22 protein-coding genes and 1 tRNA gene are annotated in these 22,268 nt (G+C 65.0%); 9 read left to right on the forward strand and 14 right to left on the reverse strand.

Features of this window, described 5'->3' with window-relative positions; all coding sequences use genetic code 11:
- Positions 1-699: dTDP-glucose 4,6-dehydratase (locus FMZ75_RS06285; RefSeq protein WP_166141860.1), on the reverse strand; the 699-nt coding region annotated here is incomplete at its 3' end.
- Between the two features lie 410 nt (positions 700-1,109).
- Here FMZ75_RS06285 and FMZ75_RS06290 point away from each other — a divergent pair.
- Entirely contained in the window at positions 1,110-2,336 is a 1,227-nt protein-coding gene (locus FMZ75_RS06290) for a TCR/Tet family MFS transporter (protein WP_166141741.1), read from the forward strand.
- Positions 2,337-2,429: 93 nt separating this feature from the next.
- Positions 2,430-3,668, forward strand: coding sequence for a M48 family metallopeptidase (locus tag FMZ75_RS06295; protein ID WP_166141742.1), 1,239 nt, complete (start codon positions 2,430-2,432; stop codon positions 3,666-3,668).
- A gap of 3 nt (positions 3,669-3,671) precedes the next feature.
- On the opposite strand, the gene phhA is transcribed toward FMZ75_RS06295, so the two are convergent.
- A complete protein-coding gene (phhA, locus tag FMZ75_RS06300; protein WP_166141743.1) occupies positions 3,672-4,538 on the reverse strand; it encodes a phenylalanine 4-monooxygenase in 867 nt (288 codons plus the stop codon).
- Between the two features lie 69 nt (positions 4,539-4,607).
- Positions 4,608-5,975 carry a tryptophanase gene (locus FMZ75_RS06305; RefSeq protein ID WP_166141744.1) on the reverse strand — a complete coding sequence of 456 codons (1,368 nt, stop codon included), beginning with the start codon at positions 5,973-5,975 and terminating at the stop codon, positions 4,608-4,610.
- 115 nt (positions 5,976-6,090) lie between these two features.
- Between FMZ75_RS06305 and FMZ75_RS06310 the strand changes: the two genes are divergently transcribed.
- Both FMZ75_RS06310 and FMZ75_RS06315 read left to right on the forward strand, forming a co-directional pair.
- Complete coding sequence (locus tag FMZ75_RS06310; RefSeq protein ID WP_166141745.1) at positions 6,091-6,822, forward strand: cytochrome c biogenesis CcdA family protein; 732 nt, start codon at positions 6,091-6,093, stop codon at positions 6,820-6,822.
- A 6-nt stretch (positions 6,823-6,828) separates the two neighbouring features.
- Positions 6,829-7,554 carry a class I SAM-dependent methyltransferase gene (locus tag FMZ75_RS06315; RefSeq protein WP_166141746.1) on the forward strand — a complete coding sequence of 242 codons (726 nt, stop codon included), beginning with the start codon at positions 6,829-6,831 and terminating at the stop codon, positions 7,552-7,554.
- Between the two features lie 267 nt (positions 7,555-7,821).
- Here the strand turns inward: FMZ75_RS06315 and FMZ75_RS06320 are convergent.
- From FMZ75_RS06320 to FMZ75_RS06345, 6 genes are all read right to left on the reverse strand, one after another.
- A tRNA-Lys gene (locus FMZ75_RS06320) sits at positions 7,822-7,897 on the reverse strand.
- A gap of 120 nt (positions 7,898-8,017) precedes the next feature.
- Positions 8,018-9,085, reverse strand: coding sequence for a GTPase ObgE (obgE, locus tag FMZ75_RS06325; protein WP_166141747.1), 1,068 nt, complete (start codon positions 9,083-9,085; stop codon positions 8,018-8,020).
- A 13-nt stretch (positions 9,086-9,098) separates the two neighbouring features.
- Positions 9,099-9,701 carry a GNAT family N-acetyltransferase gene (locus tag FMZ75_RS06330; protein ID WP_166141748.1) on the reverse strand — a complete coding sequence of 201 codons (603 nt, stop codon included), beginning with the start codon at positions 9,699-9,701 and terminating at the stop codon, positions 9,099-9,101.
- Between the two features lie 196 nt (positions 9,702-9,897).
- Entirely contained in the window at positions 9,898-10,167 is a 270-nt protein-coding gene (gene rpmA, locus FMZ75_RS06335; protein ID WP_024878997.1) for a 50S ribosomal protein L27, read from the reverse strand.
- A 144-nt stretch (positions 10,168-10,311) separates the two neighbouring features.
- The gene (gene rplU, locus FMZ75_RS06340) at positions 10,312-10,629 is read right to left on the reverse strand and encodes a 50S ribosomal protein L21 (RefSeq protein WP_166141749.1); all 318 of its coding nucleotides are present in this window, start codon (positions 10,627-10,629) and stop codon (positions 10,312-10,314) included.
- A 147-nt stretch (positions 10,630-10,776) separates the two neighbouring features.
- On the reverse strand, positions 10,777-11,163 hold the full coding sequence (locus FMZ75_RS06345; RefSeq protein ID WP_166141750.1) for a helix-turn-helix transcriptional regulator: 387 nt from the start codon (positions 11,161-11,163) through the stop codon (positions 10,777-10,779).
- A gap of 81 nt (positions 11,164-11,244) precedes the next feature.
- On the opposite strand from FMZ75_RS06345, the gene FMZ75_RS06350 reads away from it, so the two are divergent.
- A complete protein-coding gene (locus FMZ75_RS06350) occupies positions 11,245-11,994 on the forward strand; it encodes a glucose 1-dehydrogenase (RefSeq protein WP_166141751.1) in 750 nt (249 codons plus the stop codon).
- Positions 11,995-12,052: 58 nt separating this feature from the next.
- Here FMZ75_RS06350 and FMZ75_RS06355 read toward each other — a convergent pair whose 3' ends face one another.
- The 4 genes from FMZ75_RS06355 to rfbF form a co-directional block, all read right to left on the reverse strand.
- Positions 12,053-12,550 carry an RNA polymerase sigma factor gene (locus FMZ75_RS06355; protein WP_166141752.1) on the reverse strand — a complete coding sequence of 166 codons (498 nt, stop codon included), beginning with the start codon at positions 12,548-12,550 and terminating at the stop codon, positions 12,053-12,055.
- A 795-nt stretch (positions 12,551-13,345) separates the two neighbouring features.
- On the reverse strand, positions 13,346-14,722 hold the full coding sequence (rfbH, locus tag FMZ75_RS06360) for a lipopolysaccharide biosynthesis protein RfbH (protein ID WP_166141753.1): 1,377 nt from the start codon (positions 14,720-14,722) through the stop codon (positions 13,346-13,348).
- A complete protein-coding gene (rfbG, locus tag FMZ75_RS06365; protein ID WP_166141754.1) occupies positions 14,719-15,831 on the reverse strand; it encodes a CDP-glucose 4,6-dehydratase in 1,113 nt (370 codons plus the stop codon). The genes rfbH and rfbG overlap by 4 nt, the downstream gene beginning before the upstream one ends.
- On the reverse strand, positions 15,828-16,601 hold the full coding sequence (gene rfbF, locus FMZ75_RS06370) for a glucose-1-phosphate cytidylyltransferase (RefSeq protein ID WP_166141755.1): 774 nt from the start codon (positions 16,599-16,601) through the stop codon (positions 15,828-15,830). Before rfbF ends, rfbG begins: the two co-directional genes overlap by 4 nt.
- A gap of 236 nt (positions 16,602-16,837) precedes the next feature.
- Here rfbF and FMZ75_RS06375 point away from each other — a divergent pair, with 236 nt between their 5' ends.
- From FMZ75_RS06375 to FMZ75_RS06390, 4 genes are all read left to right on the forward strand, one after another.
- Complete coding sequence (locus FMZ75_RS06375; protein WP_370464677.1) at positions 16,838-19,366, forward strand: DNA translocase FtsK 4TM domain-containing protein; 2,529 nt, start codon at positions 16,838-16,840, stop codon at positions 19,364-19,366.
- Between the two features lie 26 nt (positions 19,367-19,392).
- Entirely contained in the window at positions 19,393-19,791 is a 399-nt protein-coding gene (locus tag FMZ75_RS06380; protein WP_246659713.1) for a hypothetical protein, read from the forward strand.
- Positions 19,788-20,072 (forward strand): pentapeptide repeat-containing protein, encoded by a 285-nt coding sequence (locus tag FMZ75_RS06385; RefSeq protein WP_142861736.1) that lies wholly within the window; start codon positions 19,788-19,790, stop codon positions 20,070-20,072. The genes FMZ75_RS06380 and FMZ75_RS06385 overlap by 4 nt, the downstream gene beginning before the upstream one ends.
- Before the next feature lie 168 nt (positions 20,073-20,240).
- Entirely contained in the window at positions 20,241-21,134 is an 894-nt protein-coding gene (locus tag FMZ75_RS06390) for an outer-membrane lipoprotein carrier protein LolA (protein WP_166141756.1), read from the forward strand.
- Positions 21,135-21,168: 34 nt separating this feature from the next.
- Here the strand turns inward: FMZ75_RS06390 and FMZ75_RS06395 are convergent, their stop codons facing one another.
- Positions 21,169-22,224 carry an NAD(P)-dependent alcohol dehydrogenase gene (locus tag FMZ75_RS06395; RefSeq protein WP_166141757.1) on the reverse strand — a complete coding sequence of 352 codons (1,056 nt, stop codon included), beginning with the start codon at positions 22,222-22,224 and terminating at the stop codon, positions 21,169-21,171.
- Positions 22,225-22,268 lie beyond the last annotated feature (44 nt).

The raw sequence follows: 22,268 nt of genomic DNA on the forward strand, positions 1-22,268 counted from the left end.
CGCCTCGGCGTGATCCTCGACATAGAGCCAGTCGCGCACATTCTCGCCGCGCCCATAGACGGGCAGGGGCTTCTCCTCCAGCGCATTGAGAATGACGAGCGGAATGAGCTTTTCCGGGAAATGATAGGGGCCGTAATTATTGGAGCAATTGGTGATTATGGTCGGCAGGCCATAGGTCTCGCGCCAAGCGCGGGCGAGATGGTCGGAGCCCGCCTTGGAGGCCGAATAGGGCGAGTTGGGCGAATAAGGCGTGTCCTCGCGAAACAGTCCTTCGGCCCCGAGCGCGCCGAACACTTCATCGGTCGAGACATGCAGGAAGCGAAAATTCGCGGCCTTCGCCGCATCGAGGCGGCGCCAATAGTCGAGCGCGGCGGAAAGCAGGGTGAAAGTGCCGACGACATTGGTCTCGATGAAGGCGGCCGGCCCGTCGATGGAGCGATCGACATGGCTCTCGGCGGCCAGATGCATCACTGCGTCGGGCTGGAAGGCGTCGAAGGCGGCGGCGACGGCGGCGCGGTCGCATATATCGGCGCGACGGAAGGAATAGCGCGGATCGCCGGCGATCGGCGCGAGCGAATCGAGATTGCCGGCGTAAGTGAGCTTGTCGAAGACGAGCAGCTCATGCGGCGTCGTCTCGATGATGCGGCGCGAGAGCGCAGAGCCGATGAAGCCGGCCCCGCCGGTGACGAGGATGCGCATCCTATCGCCCGATCCGTTCATGGTCGGAGGCGTTCGTCGCCAGGGAGAGGAAGCGAGAGGGAGGGAGAGAGCGAGAGGGACGAGGCATTCGCGAAAAGCACCCTGTTCCTGGTCTCGAGGATTTGTCGCCCGGCCGTCGACGCTGCAAGGTCTTTCTTTTCAATCCGCGCCTATTGAAAGATCGCGACGCCGCTGTCAACTCCGGCTCGTCGCGGCGTTCCGGGAAGAGTCGGCGAATTATGTCTTTTATGCGGCTTTTCTCGTTCGGACGGCGCCCTTTCCCGGACGCCCGGTGGTTGTGGCCGTCGAGTTTGGAGTTGTTCCAGACTCCTTGCGCCGGACGGCGGTTTCGCGCTATCCCGCGATTAATCGGGCCGCGACGGATCGTCGGCCGTACAGAAGAGTAATCGATGTTTCAGCGTCCCGGCAAGGCGGCCTTCGCCTTCATTCTCGTCACCGTCGCGCTCGACATGCTGGCGCTCGGCGTGATGATTCCGGTGCTTCCCAAGCTCATCGTGGAGTTCGAGGGCGGCGATCTCAAAAGCGCCGCCGTGGCGACGGGGGTGTTCGGTTTCGCCTGGGCCTTCATGCAATTCCTGTTTCAGCCCGTGCTCGGCGCGCTGTCCGATCGTTTCGGCCGTCGGCCGGTGGTGCTCTTGTCCAACCTCGGCATGGGACTCGATTACGTGTTCATGGCGCTCGCGCCATCCTTGTCCTTCCTCTTCGTCGGCCGGCTGATATCGGGCGTGACGGCGGCGAGCGTCTCGACGGCGACGGCCTATATCGCCGACATCACCGAGCCGGAGAAGCGCGCCGGCCGATTCGGCATGATCGGCGCGGCTTTCGGCGTCGGCTTCATCCTCGGCCCGGCGCTCGGCGGCGTGCTCGGCAATCACGATTTGCGCTATCCGTTCTGGGCGGCGGCGGCGCTGAGCCTGCTCAATGCGGCCTATGGCTATTTCATCCTGCCGGAATCGCTCGCGCCGGAGAAGCGCGCCGGCGCCGTCCTCTGGCGCAGCGCCAATGTGCTGGGCTCGCTCGATTTCCTGCGTCGCGACCGCTCGCTGGCGCTGCTCGCCGTCGCGATTTTCCTCTCCTATCTCGCGCATGAATCGCTGCCGAGCCTCTTCGTGCTCTACACCGAATATCGCTACCATTGGGACGCCGAGACGACCGGCTGGGCGCTGGCCATCGTCGGCGTGTCGCAGACGGTGGTGTCCGGCGGGCTGGTGCGGCCGGCGGTCAAGCGCTTCGGCGAGCGCGCGACGCTAGTCGTCGCTCTGGCGGCGGGCGCGCTCGGCTTCGCGGCCTACGCCTTCGCGCCCACGGGAGGGATATTCATGGCGGCGCCGCCGCTCATCGCCCTCTGGGCCATGGCCAATCCGGCCTTTCAGGGCCTCGCCACGCGCTTCGCCTCGGCCTCGGAGCAAGGGCGGCTGCAAGGCGCGCTGTCGAGCCTGCGCGGCGTCTCCGGCATGGTCGGGCCGTTGTTCTTCACGCAGATTCTCTCCCTCTCGATCGGCGCCGGCGGCTTTCCGGGGGCGGGCTATTTCGTCGCGGCGCTGCTGCTCGCGGCGAGCCTTTTCGTGGCGCGCAGCGCCGTGAGCGCCGCCGTGGCCGATCCCGCTTCCGTCTGAATCGAGATGGCGGTTCGACGTCGCAATCCGCCGCGCGGCCGCTTATATTGACGGCGCGCGCGGACCTCTCGGCCGGCGCGTCGGGAGATGTGCATGAGCTTCGTCGCTGCGGTCGTCTATTTCGCCCTTCTCGCTTCGGCGGGCCTCGGCGTCTATCTGAAAGCGCGCCAGAGCCGCGCCGCCAGCGCCGATCGCGAGACGCCACCCGCTGAATTCGCCGCCGCCGTCACCGTGGAGGAGCATCGCCGCGCCGCCGATTACACGGTCGCGCGGATGCGGCTCTCCGTCGGCGAGACTTTGATCGACGCGGCGATCTCCGTCGCCTGGCTCGCCCTTCTGCTCGGCCCGCTCTATGCGCTGCTCGCGCAATTCATCGCGCCGGGGCTGACGCTCAGCGTCGCCGTCGTCGTCGCGGTGGCGATCGTCGATCATCTGCTGCGCCTGCCGCTGTCGCTGGTCGAGACTTTCGGCCTCGAGGCGCGCTTCGGCTTCAATCGCACGACGCCTTCCATGTTCCTCCTCGACGAGGCGAAGGGCGCGGCGCTGTGGCTGCTGTTCTTCATTCCCTTGCTCTATGGGCTGTTCTTCGCGGCGCGTTTCTCGCCCGATTATTGGTGGCTGGTCGGCTTCGTCGCTGCGATGGCGCTGCTGCTGGCCATGACGGTGATCTACCCTTCCGTCATCGCGCCAATGTTCAACCAGTTCACGCCGCTCGAGGATGCGGCGCTGAAGGCGCGCATGGAGGAACTGCTGGCGCGCTGCGGATTTCAGTCGGGCGGGCTCTTTGTGATGGACGCCTCGACGCGCTCCACCCATGGCAACGCCTATTTTTCCGGCTTCGGCAAGGCGAAGCGCATCGTGTTCTTCGACACGCTGCTGCGCAAGCACAGCGCCGATGAAATCCTGGCCATTCTCGCTCATGAGCTCGGCCATTATAAATTCGGCCATGTGCGGCAGCGGATTTTCCAGGCGGCGGGCTTTCTCTTCATCGGCTTCGCGGCTCTGCACCTCGCCTTTACCCGCGGGCTCGGCGGCGCCTTCGGCCTGCCGAATGATCCGGGAATTATTCTCGTCATCGCGCTGACGGCGGCCGCGCCCATCCTGCATCTTTTGTCGCCGCTCACCAATTTCCTGTCGCGCCGGGCGGAGTTCGAGGCCGACGGCTTCGCCAAATCCATTTATGGCAAGGAGCCGATGGTGAGCGCGCTCACCAAGCTCTCGCGCGACAATCTCGCGACGCTGACGCCGGACCGGCTCTATGCGCTATTCTATTACTCGCATCCGCCGGCGCCGATCCGCATCGCCGCGCTGCAGGAGGCGAGGGGCGCCTGACCGTCAGGCGGCGTGCGCCTCGCCGCGAAAATAATGGAAATCGCCGCGCGTGATCAGCGCATCGCCGGGCGCGATCTCATGCGGCGCGAGATCGGCCTCTGACCGCAGCCGGTCGTAGATGGGGCCGAAATCGCGATAGCAGGCCTCGAGCAGGCGCTCGAATCCATCGACGACGAAATAGCACTGCTGAAAATCGTCGATGATGTAATTGGTGCGCATCACCCGCTCGAGATCGAAGCCGATGCGATTGGGCGAGGAATCCTCGAGCGAGAAAACCGTCTCCGCCGGCGAGGAGAGAATGCCGGCGCCGAAGATGCGCAGCCCTGCAGGCGTCGCCAGCAGCCCGAACTCCACCGTATACCAATAGAGCCGCGCCAGATTGGCGAGCTGGCCGCGCGCCAGCGCCCGCCGTCCGCCTTCGCCATAGGCCTGCAGAAAGCGCGCATAGACGGGATTCGCCAGCAGCGGCACATGGCCGAAGATGTCGTGAAAGACGTCCGGCTCTTCGAGATAATCGAGCTCCTCCTCCGGGCGAATGAAGGCGCCGGCTGGAAAGCGTCGATTGGCGAGATGCTCGAAAAAGACGTCGTCGGGAACGAGGCCGGCGACCGGAACGACCCGCCAGCCGGTGAGCGCGGAAAGGCGCGCGCTCAGCACATCGAAATCGGGAACGCCAGCGGGCGCGAGCGCGAGCGCGTCCATGGCGGCGAGATATTCGTCGCAGGCGCGGCCCGGCAGAAGCGCGGCCTGACGGGCGTAGAGCCGGCTCCAGCGATCATGCTCGGCCGCGCTATAGGAGGGCCAATTCTGCTCGATCGTCCAATCGGCGCGGCGGGGCGCGTCGGCGTAGCGGTTCTTGCCCTTCTCCATGCGGCCCTCCTTTAGCGAAAGCCGGGTTCTCGAAATAGATAGGCGCGCGCCGGCCGCCCGCAAAGCCGCTCACCCCGGCGCGAAATGCGCGGTGAAATGGCGCAGGAAGGGCGCCTGCCGCACGATTCGGAAGGGCGGGATCGCGGCGCGCTCGCGGAATACGTTCTCGATCGCCTCGATCACATAATCGAAATGGCTCTGCGTGTAGACGCGGCGCGGAAAGGCGAGGCGCACCAATTCGCGCGGCGCCGGCGTCTCGGTTCCGTCTTCCGCGCGGCGGCCGAACATCACGCTACCCAATTCGACGCCGCGCACGCCGCCCTCGAGATAGAGCGTGGCGGTGAGGCCGACGCCCGGAAAATCCTTCGCCGAAAGATGCGGGCAAAAGCCCGCGGCGTCGATGAACACCGCATGTCCGCCGGCCGGCCGCACGATCGGAACGCCGCGCGCGATGAGGCGGGAGGCGAGATAGTCCACCGTCGCATGGCGATAGCGCTGGTATTCCTCCTCCAGCGCCTCCTCGAGCCCGACGGCGATCGCCTCGAGATCGCGGCCCGCGAGTCCGCCGTAAGTGGGAAATCCTTCCATCAATATCAGCAGATTGCGAAAATGCTCCGCCCAGCGATCGTCATTGCAGGCGAAGAATCCGCCTATGTTGGCGAGCCCGTCCTTCTTGGCGCTCATCGTCGCGCCGTCGCAGAGCGAGAACATTTCGCGCGCTATGTCGATGAGCGAATGATCGGCGTAACCTTCTTCCCATAGCTTGATGAAATAGGCGTTCTCGGCGAAGCGGCAGGCGTCGAGCACGAGCGGTATTCCTCGCTTTGCGAGCAGGGCCTTTGCGGCTCGAATATTGCCGAGCGAGACGGGCTGTCCGCCGCCGGTGTTGTTGGTCGCGGTGATCATGCAGAAGGGAATTGCCTTCCTCTCGCGCGCGATGACGCGCTCCAGCGCCGCGAGGTCTATGTCGCCTTTGAAACGCGTCTCCGCATGAATATCGCCGGCTTTCGGGCTCGGCAGATCGAGCGCCGTCGCGCCGACATATTCGATATTGGCGCGCGTGGTGTCGAAATGGCTGTTGTTGGGGACGATATCGCCCGGCTTCAGCCGCGTCGCGGCGAGAATGCGCTCCGCCGCGCGGCCTTGATGCGTAGGAAAAATATGCTTGAAACCCGTGATGTCGCGAATGGTCTTCTCGAAGCGGCGCCAGGACCTGCTTCCCGCATAGCTTTCGTCGCCCATCATGAGCGCGGCCCATTGGCGATCCGACATGGCGCCTGTGCCGCTGTCGGTCAGAAGATCGATGGTGATGTCTTCCGCATCGAGCAGAAACACGTTGTAATGCGCCGCTTTCAATCGCTCCGCGCGGTTTTCCCGCGTGGTGATCGGCAGCGCTTCGGTCATTTTGATGCGGAAGGGCTCGATGATGGTGCGCATGAGAAAAATTCTCCTCTCACCAATGTCGAAATAGGGTCGCAATCGTCTGGCGCAGCTTCGCTTTGCTTCGGCGCGCCGGCTGTGGCAAAAGCGATGGCGCAAAGCGAGGAACTTCATGGCGGCCGATGTCACTTTTCCCGCCGCTGCGGCGGCGGGCGTACTCTCGTTCCTGAGCCCCTGCGTGCTGCCGCTGGTGCCGCCCTATCTCACCTTCATCGCCGGCGCGACGATCGAGGATCTCGCGGTCGAGGGAAAGAAACGCGCCCGGCGTGACGTGTTCCTGGCCGCGATCTTGTTCGTCGCCGGCTTTTCCACCGTATTCGTGGCGCTCGGCGCGACGGCGAGCGCCTTCGGACGAGCGCTGCACGCCTATCAATGGATATTGGAGAAAGCCTCTGGATTCGCCATTATCCTGATGGGCCTGCATTTCCTCGGCGTCTTCCAGATCGGCCTGCTCTATCGCGAGAAGCGCCTCGAGGTCGCAAAGCCGGTCGGCCTCCTCGGCGCCTATGTCATGGGCCTCGCCTTCGCCTTCGGTTGGACGCCTTGCATCGGTCCGATCCTTGCCGCCATTCTCGCCGTCGCCGGCTCGCAAGAGACGGTCGGCCGCGGCGCCGTCCTGCTCGGAGTCTATTCGGCGGGCCTCGGCCTTCCTTTCCTCGCCGCGGCGGCGGCGATGGGGCCCTTCATGGGCTTCATGCAGAAGTTCAAGAAGCATTTCGGCAAGGTGGAGAAGGTCGTCGGCGCGCTGCTGGTGCTGACGGGCCTCGCCTTCCTCACCGGCGGAATGCAGAGCTTCTCCTTCTGGCTGCTCGAGACCTTCCCGGGTCTCGCGAATTTCGGGTGACGACCAATGTCACAGCGCATCGATGAAAATCTCTTCACCGGGCCGATCGGCGCCGAATATCGGATGCTCGAGCTCATCTGCCCCAATGCGGCGCTGCTCGCCCGCCGCGTGGCGGAGCGCGTCGCGCATTGGCGCGAGGGCGTCGCGCTAGAGGTATTGGAGATCGGCTGCGGCACGGGCGTGAGCACGCTTCCTTTGATCGCGGGACGCGACGATCTCCATGTCACCGCAATCGACAGCGCCTCCAAAATGCTGGATCAGGCGCGCTCTCACCTCGCCGATTTCGTCGCCGACGGCCGCGTGCGATTCGTGGAAGCCGACGCGCTCGGCTTTCTCCGCGGCCTTCCCGAGGCGAGCGTCGACGTCGTCTCCTCCAATTACGCCGTGCATAATTTCCTCGACGATTATCGTCGGGAGTTTCTCGCCGAGATTTTCCGCGTGCTGAAGCCGGGCGGCATTTTCGTCAATGGCGACCGCTATGCGATGGACGACCGCGTCGCGCATCTCGCCGCGACGCAGGCGGAGGTGCGCAGCTGGTTCCAAAAGCTCGGGACGCTCGGCCGCTATGATCTGCTCGAGGATTGGATCGCGCATCTCTTCAGCGACGAATCGCCCGAGCATGTGATGTATCTGGCGCCGGCGCTGGAGCGCATGACGGCGGCAGGCTTCGCCGATGTTCGTGTCGAATATCGCGAAGGCGTGGACACGCTGCTGACCGCGGTCAAGCCGTAACGGGTCCCAGAAAAGAAAAACGCCGGACGTACCTCCGGCCCGGCGTTAGAGCCCGCGACGGCATGTAGCCATCGTTTGCTCTTCGACATAGCTAGCGCTGCGCCATGACCAGACAATGACAAGAGCGCGGCAGTTCTGTGATTGTCGTGCGCGCGAGTTCTGCCGTGGTCGGCCAGGGTGAAGCGCGGCCGAGGCGGCTGTGCGCTGATAATGCGAAGATCACGCTCTTACGAGTCTTTCGCCAGGCCGATATCGGCTTTAATTTATTGGTGGGCGCACAAGGGCTCGAACCTTGGACCCGCTGATTAAGAGTCAGCTGCTCTACCAACTGAGCTATGCGCCCGTCCGTCGCTTCGGCTGGCGCCGAATGAGCGGAACGAGGTGGCAAATACCCAATGACGTCGCTCATGTCCAGCGCAGAAAAGAAAAATTCGTCACATTTCTGTTTCGATCTCTCTTCGCCTCATGGGCGCCACTCCGGCGCGGGCTCGGCCGCCGTCGCTTCCTCATGCGCGGCTGTCTCCTTGGCGGCCGCCAGGGCGCGCAGAGCCGCCGTCACGCCTTCGCTGGTGGCAGAGGACAGCAGCAGCAGGGTAGGGCGCTCGGCGGCCCCCGCAGGGCCGGCGGAGGCCATTGCGCGTTTGAGGCGCTCTTTCTGCTTCTTCAAATGCTCGGGCTCGGCGGCGTCGATCTTCGACAGTGCGACGATCTCGCGCTTCTCGTCGAGCTCGGCGCCATAGGCGGCGAGCTCGCGGCGGACGATCTTGTAATCCTTGCCAGCGTGCTCGCCGGTTGCGTCGACGAGATGCAGCAGCGCGCGGCAGCGCTCCACATGGCCGAGGAAGCGGTCGCCGAGCCCATGGCCGTCATGCGCGCCCTCTATGAGGCCGGGAATGTCGGCGAGCACGAATTCGCGATCGTCCACCCGCACCACGCCGAGGCCCGGATGCAGAGTGGTGAAAGGATAATCGGCGATCTTGGGCTTGGCGGCGCTGACCGTGGCCAGAAATGTCGATTTGCCGGCGTTGGGCAGGCCGATCAGCCCGGCGTCGGCGATCAGCTTCAGCCGCAGGATGAGCGTGCGCTCTATCCCTTCCAGGCCGGGATTGGCGCGGCGCGGGGCTCTGTTCGTCGAGGTGGTGAAATGCAGATTGCCGAAGCCGCCATTGCCGCCGCGCGCGATGATGGCGGTCTGTCCGACTTCGGTCAGATCGGCGATCAGCGTCTCGCCATCCTCCTCGAGAATCTGCGTGCCGGCGGGCACTTTCAGCACGGCGTCGGCGCCCTTGGCGCCATGGCGGTTCTTGCCCATGCCATGGACGCCGGTCTTGGCCTTGAAATGCTGCTGATAGCGGTAGTCGATGAGTGTGTTGAGCCCATCGACGCAGATCGCCACCACATCGCCGCCGCGGCCGCCGTCGCCGCCGTCCGGCCCGCCGAACTCGATGAATTTCTCGCGACGGAAGGAGACGCAGCCGGCTCCGCCATCGCCCGAGCGCACGTAGATTTTCGCCTGATCCAGGAATTTCATGACTGTTTCGAGCTCATGTCGCTTGCAGCTTCGGGCGCTTGGCGCCGAAGCTCGTCGGAATGGCGCCGCGGCGCAGGTCGAAAAGCTCCACATCGACCTCGCCGCCGCGCGCCGGCGCCGGGAATTTGCCCTGTCCCGCGCGGGTGAAGCCCAGCTTCTCATGCACCCGCAGCGAGGCGGCGTTGCTCGGCAGCGCGCTGGAGACGATTCGCTCCAGCCCGGTCATGCCGAACACCATATCGATGAAGGCGCCCGCCGCTTCGCTCATCAAACCGCGTCCCCAATAGGGCCGTCCCAGCCAGAAGCCGATCATGCCCGTCCCGCGTCCATTCGCCCCATGCACGCCGATCACGCCGATCGCCTCGTCCGCCTGGCGCTTGTGCGTCAAGGCGAGGGTGAGGCCGGCGCCGCTGGCGTTCTCGGCGCGCGCGGCGAGAATGAAGCTTTCCGCGTGATAGGACTCGTATGGGTGCGGAATGCGCGCCGTCTTCACGGCGACCTCGGGATCGCCGGCCAGACGGCAGATCGAGCCCTGATCGGCGGCGCGCGGCCAGCGCAGCCACAGTCTCGGGGTCTCCAATCTGAAAATATCGTCGCGGGCAATTTCCGGAAACATCCGAGGCTCCATGGCGGCCGAGTGCGAAAAGAGGCCGAAAAATGACGAAGGGGAAGCGGCGTTCCGCTTCCCCTATCGACCCTTTGAGGCCTTTTTCCGGATTTTGCGCCTGGAGCGTCGCCTTTATCGCGAGTGCTCGAGGACCAAATCCGCCGGGGATCGAAACGCCGGCGGAAGGTCCTCGCAGATCCTCCGCCTATTCGGCGGCTGCGGCCGCCGGCTCGACGACCGATACCGAGGCGCGGCCGCCGCTGGATTTGAACAGGACCACGCCGTCGACGAGCGCGAACAGCGTGTGATCTTTGCCGATGCCGACATTGCGGCCGGGATGCCATTTCGTGCCGCGCTGGCGCACGATGATGTTGCCGCCGATCACGGCCTCGCCGCCGAACTTCTTCACGCCGAGACGGCGACCGTCGGAGTCGCGACCGTTGCGCGATGAGCCGCCCGCTTTCTTGTGAGCCATTGTTCTCGCTCCTTAAATTTTCACGCCGAGCCGGCGCCCGCCGCTCGGGGGGACCGCGCAGGGCGGCCGCTGAATTGTCGCGCGCGCCGAACGCGCGGCGCGCTTGGTTCTTCTATACGCCGCCGGGCGGCGTCACGCCAATTCTCAGGCGCCGGCTTCGATGCCGGTGATGCGCACGATCGTCAGGTCCTGACGATGGCCGCGCTTGCGCTTGGAGTTCTGGCGGCGGCGCTTCTTGAAGGCCAGCGTCTTGGGGCTGCGGGCCTGCTCGGCGATCTCGCCGGTGACGCTCGCGCCCTCGACCAGCGGCGCGCCGATCTTGGCGGAGCCCTCGGCGCCGACGAACAGAACCTCGTCGAAGCTGATCTTGTCGCCCGCCGCGCCCTCGAGGGCCATGACGGTTATCGTGTCTCCGGCGGTGACGCTATATTGCTTCCCGCCGGTCTTGATGACTGCGAACATCTCTTTTTCCTGTGTTCGTCCCGGCTCTGGCGACGATGCGCCGGCCGGCTTTTTGGCAGTTGACCGGTTTTCGCTCCGCTCCTCGCGCCGAAGTGTCGACGCAAAAAGAAAATCGCGGCGAAACCGCCGCGACGAAGCGGGAAAGCCCTAGACGGGCGCGGCGTCTTTGTCAATCGCTGTCCTGGGCGTCGATTCGGCCGCCTCGATCTTCTGCCGCTCATAGGCGGAGATGATCGACTGCACCATGGGGCCGAAGCGCTCGGCGAGCTCGGCGCAGCGCGTCGAGTTGATGAGCTCCACGCCGCGGCGCTCGCTGCGGATGAGCCCGGCCTCCCGCAATATGCGGAAATGCTGCGAGAGCGTCGATTTGGCGAGCGGCGCCTGCTCGAGGACGTTGAGGAATTTCGAGCAGTTCTGCGCGCATTCCGACGCCGCCAGCCGGGTGAATATCTGCACCCGCACAGGGTCGGCCAGGGCGTAGAGAATCCCCTCGACTGTGATCTCTTCCGGCCGCGGATGGTGGAGCTTTCTCATGCGCCACGCTAGCACGATTGACATTCATTCAGTAGTTCCGCATTACTGAACTAATGAATTTAGTGCGAAAGGAGCGCGAGCATGGGTCGTCTTTCAGGAAAAATCGCGGTCGTCACCGGCGGCAACAGCGGCATAGGCCTCGCCACGGCGGAACTCTTCGCAAAGGAGGGCGCGCAGGTCGTCGTCACCGGCCGGCGGAAGGCGGAGCTCGACGCGGCGGTCGCTCGCATCGGCGCGAGCGCCGTCGGCGTGCAGGGGGATGTTTCGAAGCTTGCGGATCTCGACCGCCTCTATGCCGAGGTGAAGGAACGATTCGGGCGCATCGACATTCTCTTCGCCAATGCGGGCGTTGCGCGGGTGGCGCCGTTCGAGGCGGTGGACGAGGCCTTTTTCGACGAGCTGTTCGGCGTCAATGTAAAAGGCTTGCTTTTCTCGGTGCAGAAGGCCTTGCCGCTGTTTTCTGACGGCGGTGCGATCGTGCTCAACTCGTCTGTCGCCAATACGTCGGGAGCGCCCGGCTTCGGAGTCTATGGGGCGACCAAAGCGGCGGTGCGCTCCTTCGCCCGCACCTGGACGAACGAGCTGAAGGACCGCAACATCCGGGTCAACGTCGTCAGTCCCGGCCCCGTCGAGACGCCGATCTTCGGCACGCTCGGTTTTTCGGCGAGCCAGCTCGACGAATTCGACGAGCATGTGAAATCTCGAGTTCCCCTCGGCCGCTTCGGCAAATCGGAGGAGGTGGCCGAGGCCGTTCTGTTCCTCGCCTCCAGCGCGAGCAGCTATGTCGCTGGCGTCGACCTCTATGTCGACGGCGGCATGGTGGCCGTCTGATCGATCATGACAATTCGCCGCCGCACGATCGGATCACGATCGGCGGCGGCTTTTTCGTTCAAAGACCGAAATCGCGCCTTATCTCGTCGATCGCCCTTGCGAGATGACGCTCCACCGTTCGTACCGATACGCCGACGCGCGCTGAAATCTCGGCGCTGGTCAAATGCTCGAGGCGCTTCAGCAGAAAAATCTCTCGATGCAGCGGCTGCAGGCGCGCGAGCGCGGCGCGCAGCTTCTGATGTTCCATCAGCGTGGCGATGGCGTCGCCGGACGGGGATTGCTCGGGAGGAGGCGCGGCGTGCGCGGTCACTTCCACAAAGCGCGAACGAATGCGGTCCCGGCGTATGGCGTCGACCGAGAGATTGGCGGCGATGCGGAAGAGATACGCGCGCGGACTTTCGAGATTGGCGATATCGACGCGCTCCAGCGCGTGGAGATAAATGTCCTGCACAATGTCTTCCGACTCTTGCGCGCCGACGCGCCGGCGCGCGAAGCGGCGCAGAGCGGGGGCGTAATCCTGATAGAGCGCGTCCAGCTCTTTCGTCGAGGAGGTCATTTTGCGCCCTCCTTCGTCTCGATGCGAGAAAGCAGGGCGGCGACGCCCGCGCGAGGCTCCGGTTTCGGCATTTGCAACCCCTTTTTCGAGCTCCTCGGAGCTCCCGTCGTTTCTTGAAAAAAGGCGAAGTTCGGCGCTGCGCGCGAAAGGCGTCGCGCGCGAAAAAATCTCGGAACGCGCGTCGGCGTCCGCTGGACGCGACGCGGACGGCGTCACGTCTCGGCAGGCTGCGGCTCGCGAGGGGAGATGAGAATGTCTTGCGGGAAGATCAGAGCGCGGCGGGCGGACCGCGCGCGACAAAGCCGAGGCCCGTTACGCGCGGGCGTATCCTCGTTTCGCCGGGCCGGCGCGAGGAGGAGCGCCTCGAATGCGGGTAGGAAAGGATGTGTGAGGAGGCTGCCTCGAGATATGCGGAGCTATGAGCCGAGCAGCCGAGCGCGCAACATTGGAGCGTTCGGCAATGTCGATCGTGAGGCGAGCCGCCGCCCATCTCGCTCGATTGGCAGAGCGAAGCGACGGAGAGAGTGGGTTCGGCGAAGGCCGAAGCGCCGAGATAGGGCAGGGATTGAAGGATGATGACGCAGAGCAGGAGCGCGAGGCTTCCCGAAATGCGGCGAGTCACGAATGATCGGCCGAACATCCACTGCATGAAAAGAGGATATAACATCGGCGCCACCCGTACGCAATCAATACGCGTGTTATGATATTTACAAACTACAATCGAATTGCGTCGCCGCTGCGACAATCCCGCCGAAGCTGGCGCCGGCTCGATGAAAATGCGCAACGCGACGTGCGTCAGGCGGCGCGCCAGCGTCCGGAATCGGCGACGAACTCGCCGATCGACTCGGCGATATAGGCGATATGCGCCTCGCTGAGGCCCGGATAGACGCCGACCCAGAAAGTGCGGCGCATGATGACATCGGTGGCGGAAAGCGCGCCGGCGACGCGATGCGGGCGGTCCTTCATATAAGGCTGGCGCAAGAGATTGCCGCCGAACAGCAGCCGCGATCCGATGCGCTTCTCGGCGAGATGCTGCAGCAGCGACTCGCGCCCAAAAGGCGCATCCTCGCGCAAGGTCATCGCGAATCCGAACCAGGACGGATCGCTGCGCGGCGTCGCGTCGGGCAGCAGGAAGATATCCTCATGCGGGCGCAGCGCCTCTTTCAGCAGCGCGAAGTTGCGCTTGCGGGCCTCGATGAAGCCCGGCAGGCGTTCCATCTGCGCCAGCGCCACGGCGGCCTGCATATCGGTGATCTTCAGATTATAGCCCAGATGCTGATAGACATATTTGTGATCATAGCCGAAGGGCAGATCGCCCGATTGCCATTCATAGCGCTTCTTGCAGGTGTCGTCTTTGCCAGGCGCGCACCAGCAGTCGCGGCCCCAGTCGCGGAAGGATTCGACGCTGCGGCGCAGCACGGAGCGCGAGGTGAACACCGCGCCGCCTTCGCCCATGGTGATGTGATGCGCCGGGTAGAAGCTCAGTGTGCCTATGTCGCCGAATGTGCCGACCTGGCGCCCGTCATAGAGCGAGCCGAGTGCGTCGCAGCAATCCTCGACCAGCCACAGGCCATATTTTTCGGCGATGCGCGTGACCTCGGCGAGATCGAACGGATTGCCGAGCGTATGGGCGATCATTATGGCGCGCGTGCGCGGCGAGATCGCCGCCTCTATGAGATCGGCGCGGATATTGTAGGTCGGAAGCTCGACATCGACGAAGACCGGCGTCATCCCATTCTGCAAAATGGGATTGAGCGTCGTCGGAAAGCCGGCGGCTACGGTGATGACCTCGTCGCCGGGCTGAAGCGCGCGCTCTTTGAGCAGCGACGAGGTCAGCGCGGTGAGCGCCAGAAGATTGGCCGAGGAGCCGGAATTGGCGGTCAACGCATGTCGGACGCCGATGAACTCCTCCAGAGCCTTTTCGAAAGCCGCATTGAAGCGCCCGGTGGTGAGCCAGAAATCCAGCGCCGAATCGACGAGCGTCTGCATCTCGCTTGCGCCATAGACCTTGCCGGAGACCGGAACGGCGGAGGCGCCGGGACGAAACTCCGGCGTCGCATGGGCGATCTCGGCGTAGCGGCCGACGAGCGCCAAAATCTCTGCGCGCAGCGCTTCTTTCTCATCCGCTGTGTCGGCGGGGGCGTGCAGGGCGGCGGCTGCGGGCGGGGTCATATCATTGCTCCGGGCGTGCGCGCGCCGCGCTGCGCGGCGTCCATGCGTCTCTCATAGGCGTCGATCTGGGCGAGCGATGTGGTCGCCACATCCTCGCCGCGGCGGCGGCGCGATTCCCAATCGACGATCGCCTCCAGCGCCTCGAAGATCGACCATTGCGGGCGCCAGCCGAGCCGGCTGCGCGCCTTGGCGGAATCGAGCTTCAGCAAATGCGCCTCATGCGGCTCGTCGCCGCCGCTTTTCGTCCAGCCGGCGCCCTCGCCATAGGCGCGGCAGAGCGCGTCGGCGATCTCCGCGACCGTGCGCTCGCCGGAGGGATCGGGGCCGAAATTCCAGGCTTCCGCGAAGGGCGCGCCATCGCTCCACAGACGCTCGGCGAGCGTCAGATAGCCGGCGAGCGGCTCCAGCACATGCTGCCAGGGACGCACTGCGCGCGGAAAACGTATTTGCGCCGTCTCGCCGCGCTCCAACGCGCGCAAAATATCGGGCACGAGGCGATCCGCCGCCCAATCGCCGCCGCCGATGACATTTCCGGCGCGGGCCGTGGCCAATGCGGCGCCGCGCATGGGGTGATCGGCTATTGCGAAATAGGAATTGCGGAAGGAGGCGGCGACGAGCTCCGCGCAGCCTTTGCTGGCGCTATAGGGATCGAAGCCGCCCATCGCCTCGTTCTCGCGATAGGCCCAGGGCCATTCGCGATTCTCATAGCATTTGTCGCTGGTGACGATGACGATGGCGCGCGCCGAGGGCGCCCAGCGCAGCGCCTCGAGCAGATGCGCCGTGCCGAGCGCGTTGACCTCGAAGGTCTCGATCGGATTGGCGTAGGAGTAGCGCACGAGCGGCTGCGCCGCGAGATGGAAGACGATCTGCGGCGCGAACTCCCGCACGGCGCGCGCCAGCCGCTCGGCGTCGCGAATATCGCCGATGACGCTCGTCATCTTCTGGTCGAGGCGCGCGAGCGCGAAAAGGCTGGGCTCGGTCGGCGGCGCCAGCGCATAGCCCGCCACATTCGCGCCGAGGCGCGTGAGCCATAAGGAGAGCCAGCCGCCCTTGAAGCCGGTGTGTCCGGTGACGAGGACGCGCTTGCCGGCCCAGAAGGAGGCGTTCACGCCCAGACCTTCCAGGGCGCCTCGCCGCCGCTCCACAATTGCTCGAGGAAACGCTTGTCGCGCAGCGTGTCCATGCATTGCCAGAAGCCGTCGTGGCGATAGGCGCGCAGCTGCCCATCGGCGGCGATGCGGGTCAACGGCTGCTGCTCGAGCGCGGTCGAATCGCCGTCGATATAATCGAGCGCCTTCTTCCACATCACGAAGAAGCCGCCGTTGATCCAGCCGCCGTCGCCGCGCGGCTTTTCATCGAAAGAGCGAATGTCGTCGCCATCCATGGTGACGGCGCCGAAGCGGCCGGGCGGACGCACCACCGTCATGGTCGCGAGCCGGCCATGGGCGAGGTGATAGTCGATCTCGCCGGCTATATCGACATCGGCGACGCCATCGCCATAGGTGAGGCAGAAGGGCTCGTTATCGGGGAGATAATCGGCGATGCGCTTCAGGCGCCCGCCGGTCATCGTCTCTATGCCGGTGTCGACCAGCGTGATCCGCCAGGGCTCGGCCATTTTGTTGTGGACGATGGTCTTGTTCTCGGCGAGGTCGAAGGTGACGTCGCTCATATGCAGGAAGTAGTTGGTGAAATAGTCCTTGATGAAATAGCCTTTATAGCCGAGGCAGACGATGAACTCGTTGACCCCATGCTGCGAGTAGATCTTCATTATGTGCCACAGGATCGGCTTGCCGCCGATCTCGATCATGGGCTTGGGGCGATTGTCGGTCTCCTCGCTGAGGCGCGTGCCGAGACCGCCTGCGAATATTACGGCCTTCACGCGCGGTCTCCTCGAGAATGCGAGGGCGCTCCTCGGCGAATCGGGGCGCGCCACTCACGCAGTCTAGCCTCGCGCCTTGCGCGAGCCTGTCGCGCGAATGGCGCGCCGCAGCGCGGGAGGCGTCAGGGTTAATCGCCCCTTAACCCCGCCTGCCTACCCTCGGCCGTCACGTCAGCCGATGAGCCCCTGAGGGCGCTTCGCTGTTTTTTCGATCGTCGCGAGTGGGCTCATTCGTCATGATGCGCAGCAACGCATTCCGTCACGTTTCCGAGCCGGTGCGCGAATTCACGGCGCGCCGAGCCGCGGAGCTCGCCGGCGCGGCGCTGATAGCGGCCTCTGTCGCGGCGGCTCTGGCGCTGGTCTCCTGGTCGGCGCGCGATCCCTCCTTCAATCATGCGACCGCCGGGCGGGTGCGCAATCTGCTCGGCTCCGGCGGCGCGGTCGCCGCCGATATATTGATGCAGCTGCTCGGCCTCGCGGCGATCGCGGCGATATTGCCGATCGCCGCGCAGGGCCTGCGGCTCGTCACCCAGCGCGCGCTGCATCGGCCGCTGCTGCGCTTCGGCTTGTGGATCATCGGCGCGCTCGCGGCGGCGGCGGTGGTCTCGCTCCTGCCCGTCACCGATCGTTGGCCGCTGCCCACCGGGCTCGGCGGCGTGCTCGGCGACGCCGTGCTGGCGTTGCCGCGCCGCTTCTTCGGCGAATCGGCGGCGGCCATGGCGCTGGTGGCGCTGGTCGGCGCCGGAACCGCCATTCTCGCCCTCACCGGCGCCGCCGGCTTCGGCTTCGAGGCCGCCGCATCCGCCCATGCCGAGGACGAGCCCGCCGACCATCGAATCGACGAAGAGGAGGATGACGAGCCCGGCGTCGCCATCGTCTCGCTGGGCGCGCTCATTCACGCCGGCCTCACGATAAAGACGCTGGTCACGCGTCGTTTCGCCGCGCTGCTGGCGCGCCGTAGTAAGCCGGTCGAGATCGAGGAGCCGTCCGGGCCGCCTTTGCTCTCGGCCCGCCGCGAGCCGGTCTTCGACGCTTTCTCCTTCGTCCCGCCGCCGGCGCCCGCGCGCGCCGCCTCGGCCGCCGCTGCGCCGCGCGAGGAGGATTACGACGAGCCGCCGCCGGCCTCCGCCCGCGTGATGGAGCCCGTCGGTCCGCTGAAGCAGGGCAAGCGCGTGATGCGCGAGCGCCAGCCCACTCTGTTCGAGAGCCGCAATGAGCAGCATCGCTACGAGCTGCCGCCGCTGCTGCTGCTGAGCGAGCCCAAGAAGCAGGCCGCGGCCGCCAAAATCTCGCAGGATGCGCTGGAGCAGAACGCGCGCCTGCTGGAAGGCGTGCTCGAGGATTTCGGCGTCAAGGGCGAGATCATCAATGTGCGTCCCGGCCCAGTGGTCACGCTCTATGAGCTGGAGCCCGCGCCGGGGATCAAATCGTCTCGCGTGATAGGCCTCGCCGACGATATCGCGCGCTCCATGTCGGCGGTCTCGGCGCGCGTCGCCGTGGTCTCCGGCCGCAACGCCATCGGCATAGAGCTGCCCAACCATCGCCGCGAGACCGTCTTCCTGCGCGAATTGCTCGCCTGCGAGGATTTCGAGAAGACCAAGCATCGTCTCGCCATCGCGCTCGGCAAGACGATCGGCGGCGAGCCGGTCATCGTCGATCTCGCGCGCATGCCGCATCTTCTCGTCGCCGGCACCACCGGCTCCGGCAAATCGGTCGCTATCAACACCATGATCCTGTCGCTGCTCTACCGGATGAAGCCGGAAGAGTGCCGCCTCATCATGGTCGATCCGAAAATGCTGGAGCTTTCGGTCTACGACAACATTCCCCATCTGCTGACGCCCGTCGTCACCGATCCCAAAAAGGCGGTGGTGGCCCTCAAATGGGCGGTGCGCGAGATGGAGGACCGCTACAAGAAAATGTCCAAGCTCGGCGTGCGCAATATCGAAGGCTTCAATCAGCGCGTCGTCGAGGCCCAGGCCAAGGGCGAGATCATCACCCGCACGGTGCAGACCGGCTTCGATCGTGAGACCGGCGAGGCGATTTTCGAGCGCGAGGAGATGGAGCTGCATCCGCTGCCCTTCATCGTCGTCATCGTCGATGAGATGGCGGATCTGATGCTCGTCGCCGGCAAGGATATCGAAGGCGCGATTCAGCGCCTCGCGCAAATGGCGCGCGCCGCGGGCATTCATCTCATCATGGCGACGCAGCGTCCCTCGGTGGATGTCATCACCGGCACGATCAAGGCCAATTTCCCGACGCGCATCTCCTTCCAGGTGACGTCGAAAATCGACAGCCGCACGATTTTGGGCGAGCAGGGCGCCGAGCAGCTCTTGGGTCAGGGCGACATGCTCTATATGGCCGGCGGCGGCCGCATCTCGCGCGTGCACGGGCCTTTCGTCTCGGACAATGAGGTCGAGAAGATCGTCGCGCACTTGAAGACGCAAGGCCAGCCGCAATATCTCGACGCTATCACCACGGAGGACGAGCCCTCCGAGGAGGCCGCGGAGAGCGCCGCGCCCGGCTCCATGGATGCGGAAGAAGGCGCCGATCTCTACGACCGCGCCGTGGCGATCGTGCTGCGCGACCGCAAATGCTCGACGAGCTATATTCAGCGGCGTTTGTCGATCGGCTACAACAAAGCCGCGTCGCTGGTGGAGCAGATGGAGCGCGAGGGCGTGGTGGGCCAGGCCAATCACGCCGGCAAGCGCGAGATTCTGGTGGGCGGCGGGATAGACCGCGGGGCGTTCGATATAGACGCGGCGTGAGCGGCCGTCCCCGGCTGGAGACCTCGATGCAGTGGTGGCTGACGTTATCCGAGATCATCCGCAATCTGGGGTTGCTCGTCGGGGGAGCCATTGGCGTCTATCTGGGCTGGAACCGAGTGACGGTCGCTAACCGGCAGGCCGAAGCTCAAATGCGTCAGACCGAGTTGACGCGCCGCGATCATGTCGCTGAACTCTTCAACAGAGCCGTGGGTCAATTGCAGGACGAGAAGCTCGAGGTTCGGCTCGGCGCGATTTTCACTCTCGAGCAGATTTGCCGGGATTTCATCGACCTCTCCGGCCCCGTCCTTCAGTTGCTGACTATATATTTGAAGGAGAACCGGGTAGATTATGGAGACGCCGAGCCCCCGGCGGATGTCCGCGAGATCATCCGACTGGTGCGGGATCGGGGAGGACGCGAGACATGACGCAGGCGGCCAGATACGGAAAGGGCCAATTTAAAATCGACCTCGCCGGCGCGTTCATTCGCCGAACGGACCTCAGCAACGCCAATTTGGAGGGCGCCGATCTGAGCCGGGCCGATTGCGCCAATGCAATTTTCCGTGGCGCGAATATGAAGGACGCGATTTTGGACGGAACCGTTCTGAAGGGAGCGGATCTCACGGGCGCACGCAATCTCACCAAGGCGCAGATCGCTCGGGCGATCGTCGACGAGAGAACCATCCTTCCTTCCGATCTCGCCGACTGACCGTCTAATTCGGTCATGAACCGCCCTCGGCCGGGATGTCGCCAGACGTCAGGGCGACGCAATCGTTCTCGTCGAATATGATCCAACATTAGCCATATCGCCGTCCTAGTGAGGACGGCGGACGGCTCCCGATCAGCCGCGCCGAAATCGTCCGGAGCACCAATTCCCGTGAAATCGCCTCTCGCCGCCGCGCTGGTTCTCGCCCTTCTCGCCGCCTCCGGCGCTCAGTCCGTGGAGCCGAAGAAAAAGCCGCATCCGGCGCCGGCCGCCAAGGCTCAGGCGGGAAAGCCGGCGGCCAAGGGCAAGCCGGCCGCCGACGCCAAAGCGAAGCCGAAGCCCGCCGACCCCAAAACTGCGCAGGTCAAGCCGGCCGATCCGAAAGCCGTCTCGCCCGCCGCCAAGCCGCCGGCCGCGGCCGCCGCGCCTGCGGTTCCGGACCCCGCCAAAGCGGCCGTAGGCGCCGCCGCCGTGGGCGGAGCGGCGGCCGCCGTCGCGGTCGCGGCCCAGCCGCCGGTCCCGCTCACCCGTGACGAGGCGATCAAGCGCGCCGAGGCTTCGCTCAATTCCTCTCCCGTCATGATCGCCGATTTCGTGCAGATCGGCGGCGACGGCCGCAGGGCCGAGGGCAAGCTCTATGTGCATAAGGTCGGGCGCATGCGCTTCGAATATGCGCAGCCGGCCACGATGGAGGTCGTCTCCGACGGCGTGCAGGTCGCCGTGCGCGATCGCAAGCTCAACACGCAGGATCTCTATTTCATCAATCAGACGCCGCTCAAATTCCTGCTCAACGAAAAAGTCGATCTGCAAAAGGACGTGAAGCTCGTCGATGTCGTGATCGACGACGCGGGCGCCTCCATCTCCATCGAGGACAAGGCGACCTTCGGCGGCACTTCGAAAATCAAGCTGATCTTCGATTCCAAGACCTTCGACTTGAAGCAGTGGCAGGTCTCCGACCCGCAGGGCTATGAGACCTTGGTGTCGCTGTTCAATATCGACCGCAGCAGCGCGCCGGACGCCAATCTGTTCAAGATCGACAAGGGCTCGCTGCTCGATTTTCGTTGAGCAGGCGAGCCCTCGTGCCGATGCGAGCCTGCGCTCACGCGGCTTTCAGCGACGCCATGTCGATGACGAAGCGATATTTCACATCGCTCTTCACCATGCGCGCATAGGCGGTCTCGATCTCCTGCATGGCGATCGTCTCAATATCGGCGACAATGCCCTTCTCGGCGCAGAAATCGAGCATTTCCTGCGTTTCCTTTATGCCACCGATCAGCGAGCCGGCGATCTGCCGCCGCTTGAAGATCAGCCCGCCCGCCGATGGCGAGGGATGCGGCGTCTCCGGCACGCCCACCAGAGTCAGCACGCCGTCGCGCTTCAGCAGATTCACATAGGCGTCGAGATCGTGAGAGACGGCGACCGTGTCGAGGATGAAATCGAGGCTGCCCGCGCGCGCCGCCATGGCCTCCGCATCCTTGGAGACGACGACCTCATCGGCGCCGAGCGCGAGAGCGGCCTCGCGCTTTGACGGCGAGGTGGTGAAGGCGACGACATGCGCGCCCAGCGCATGGGCGAGCTTGACGCCCATATGGCCGAGCCCGCCAATGCCGACGACGCCCACTTTCTTGCCCGGCCCGGCGCCCCAATGTTTCAGCGGCGACCAGGTGGTGATTCCGGCGCAAAGTAGCGGCGCCACAGCGGCGAGCTGCGCCTCGTCATGGCGAATGGCGAGCACGAAATGCTCATCGACGACGATGGCCGACGAATAGCCGCCGTAAGTGTTCTCGCCGGAGCCGTCGAGCGCGCCATTGTAGGTGGCGACAAAGCCATGCTCGCAATATTGCTCGAGCCCGTCGTCGCAGGAGAAGCAGCGGCGGCAGCTGTCGACCATGCAGCCGACGGCGGCGATGTCTCCCACTTTGAACCGTGTTGCCTCCGCGCCGACGGCGGTCACGCGGCCGACGATCTCATGGCCCGGCACGCAAGGGTAGCGCGTGCCCGGCCATTCGCTGCGCGCGGTGTGCAGATCGGAATGGCAGACGCCGCAAAAGAGAATGTCGATCGCGACATCCTTCGGTCCCGGCGCGCGGCGCTCGATGGAGAAGGGCGCAAAAGGCGCCGTGGCGGATTGGACCGCATAGGCCTTGGTGGGCATGGGGATGGCCTCGGGTTTTTTCGAAGGGTGGGGGCTCGCCTCGG

Source organism: Methylosinus sp. RM1 (assembly GCF_011378635.1).
In the GTDB taxonomy this organism is placed as follows: Bacteria; Pseudomonadota; Alphaproteobacteria; order Rhizobiales; family Beijerinckiaceae; genus Methylosinus; species Methylosinus sporium.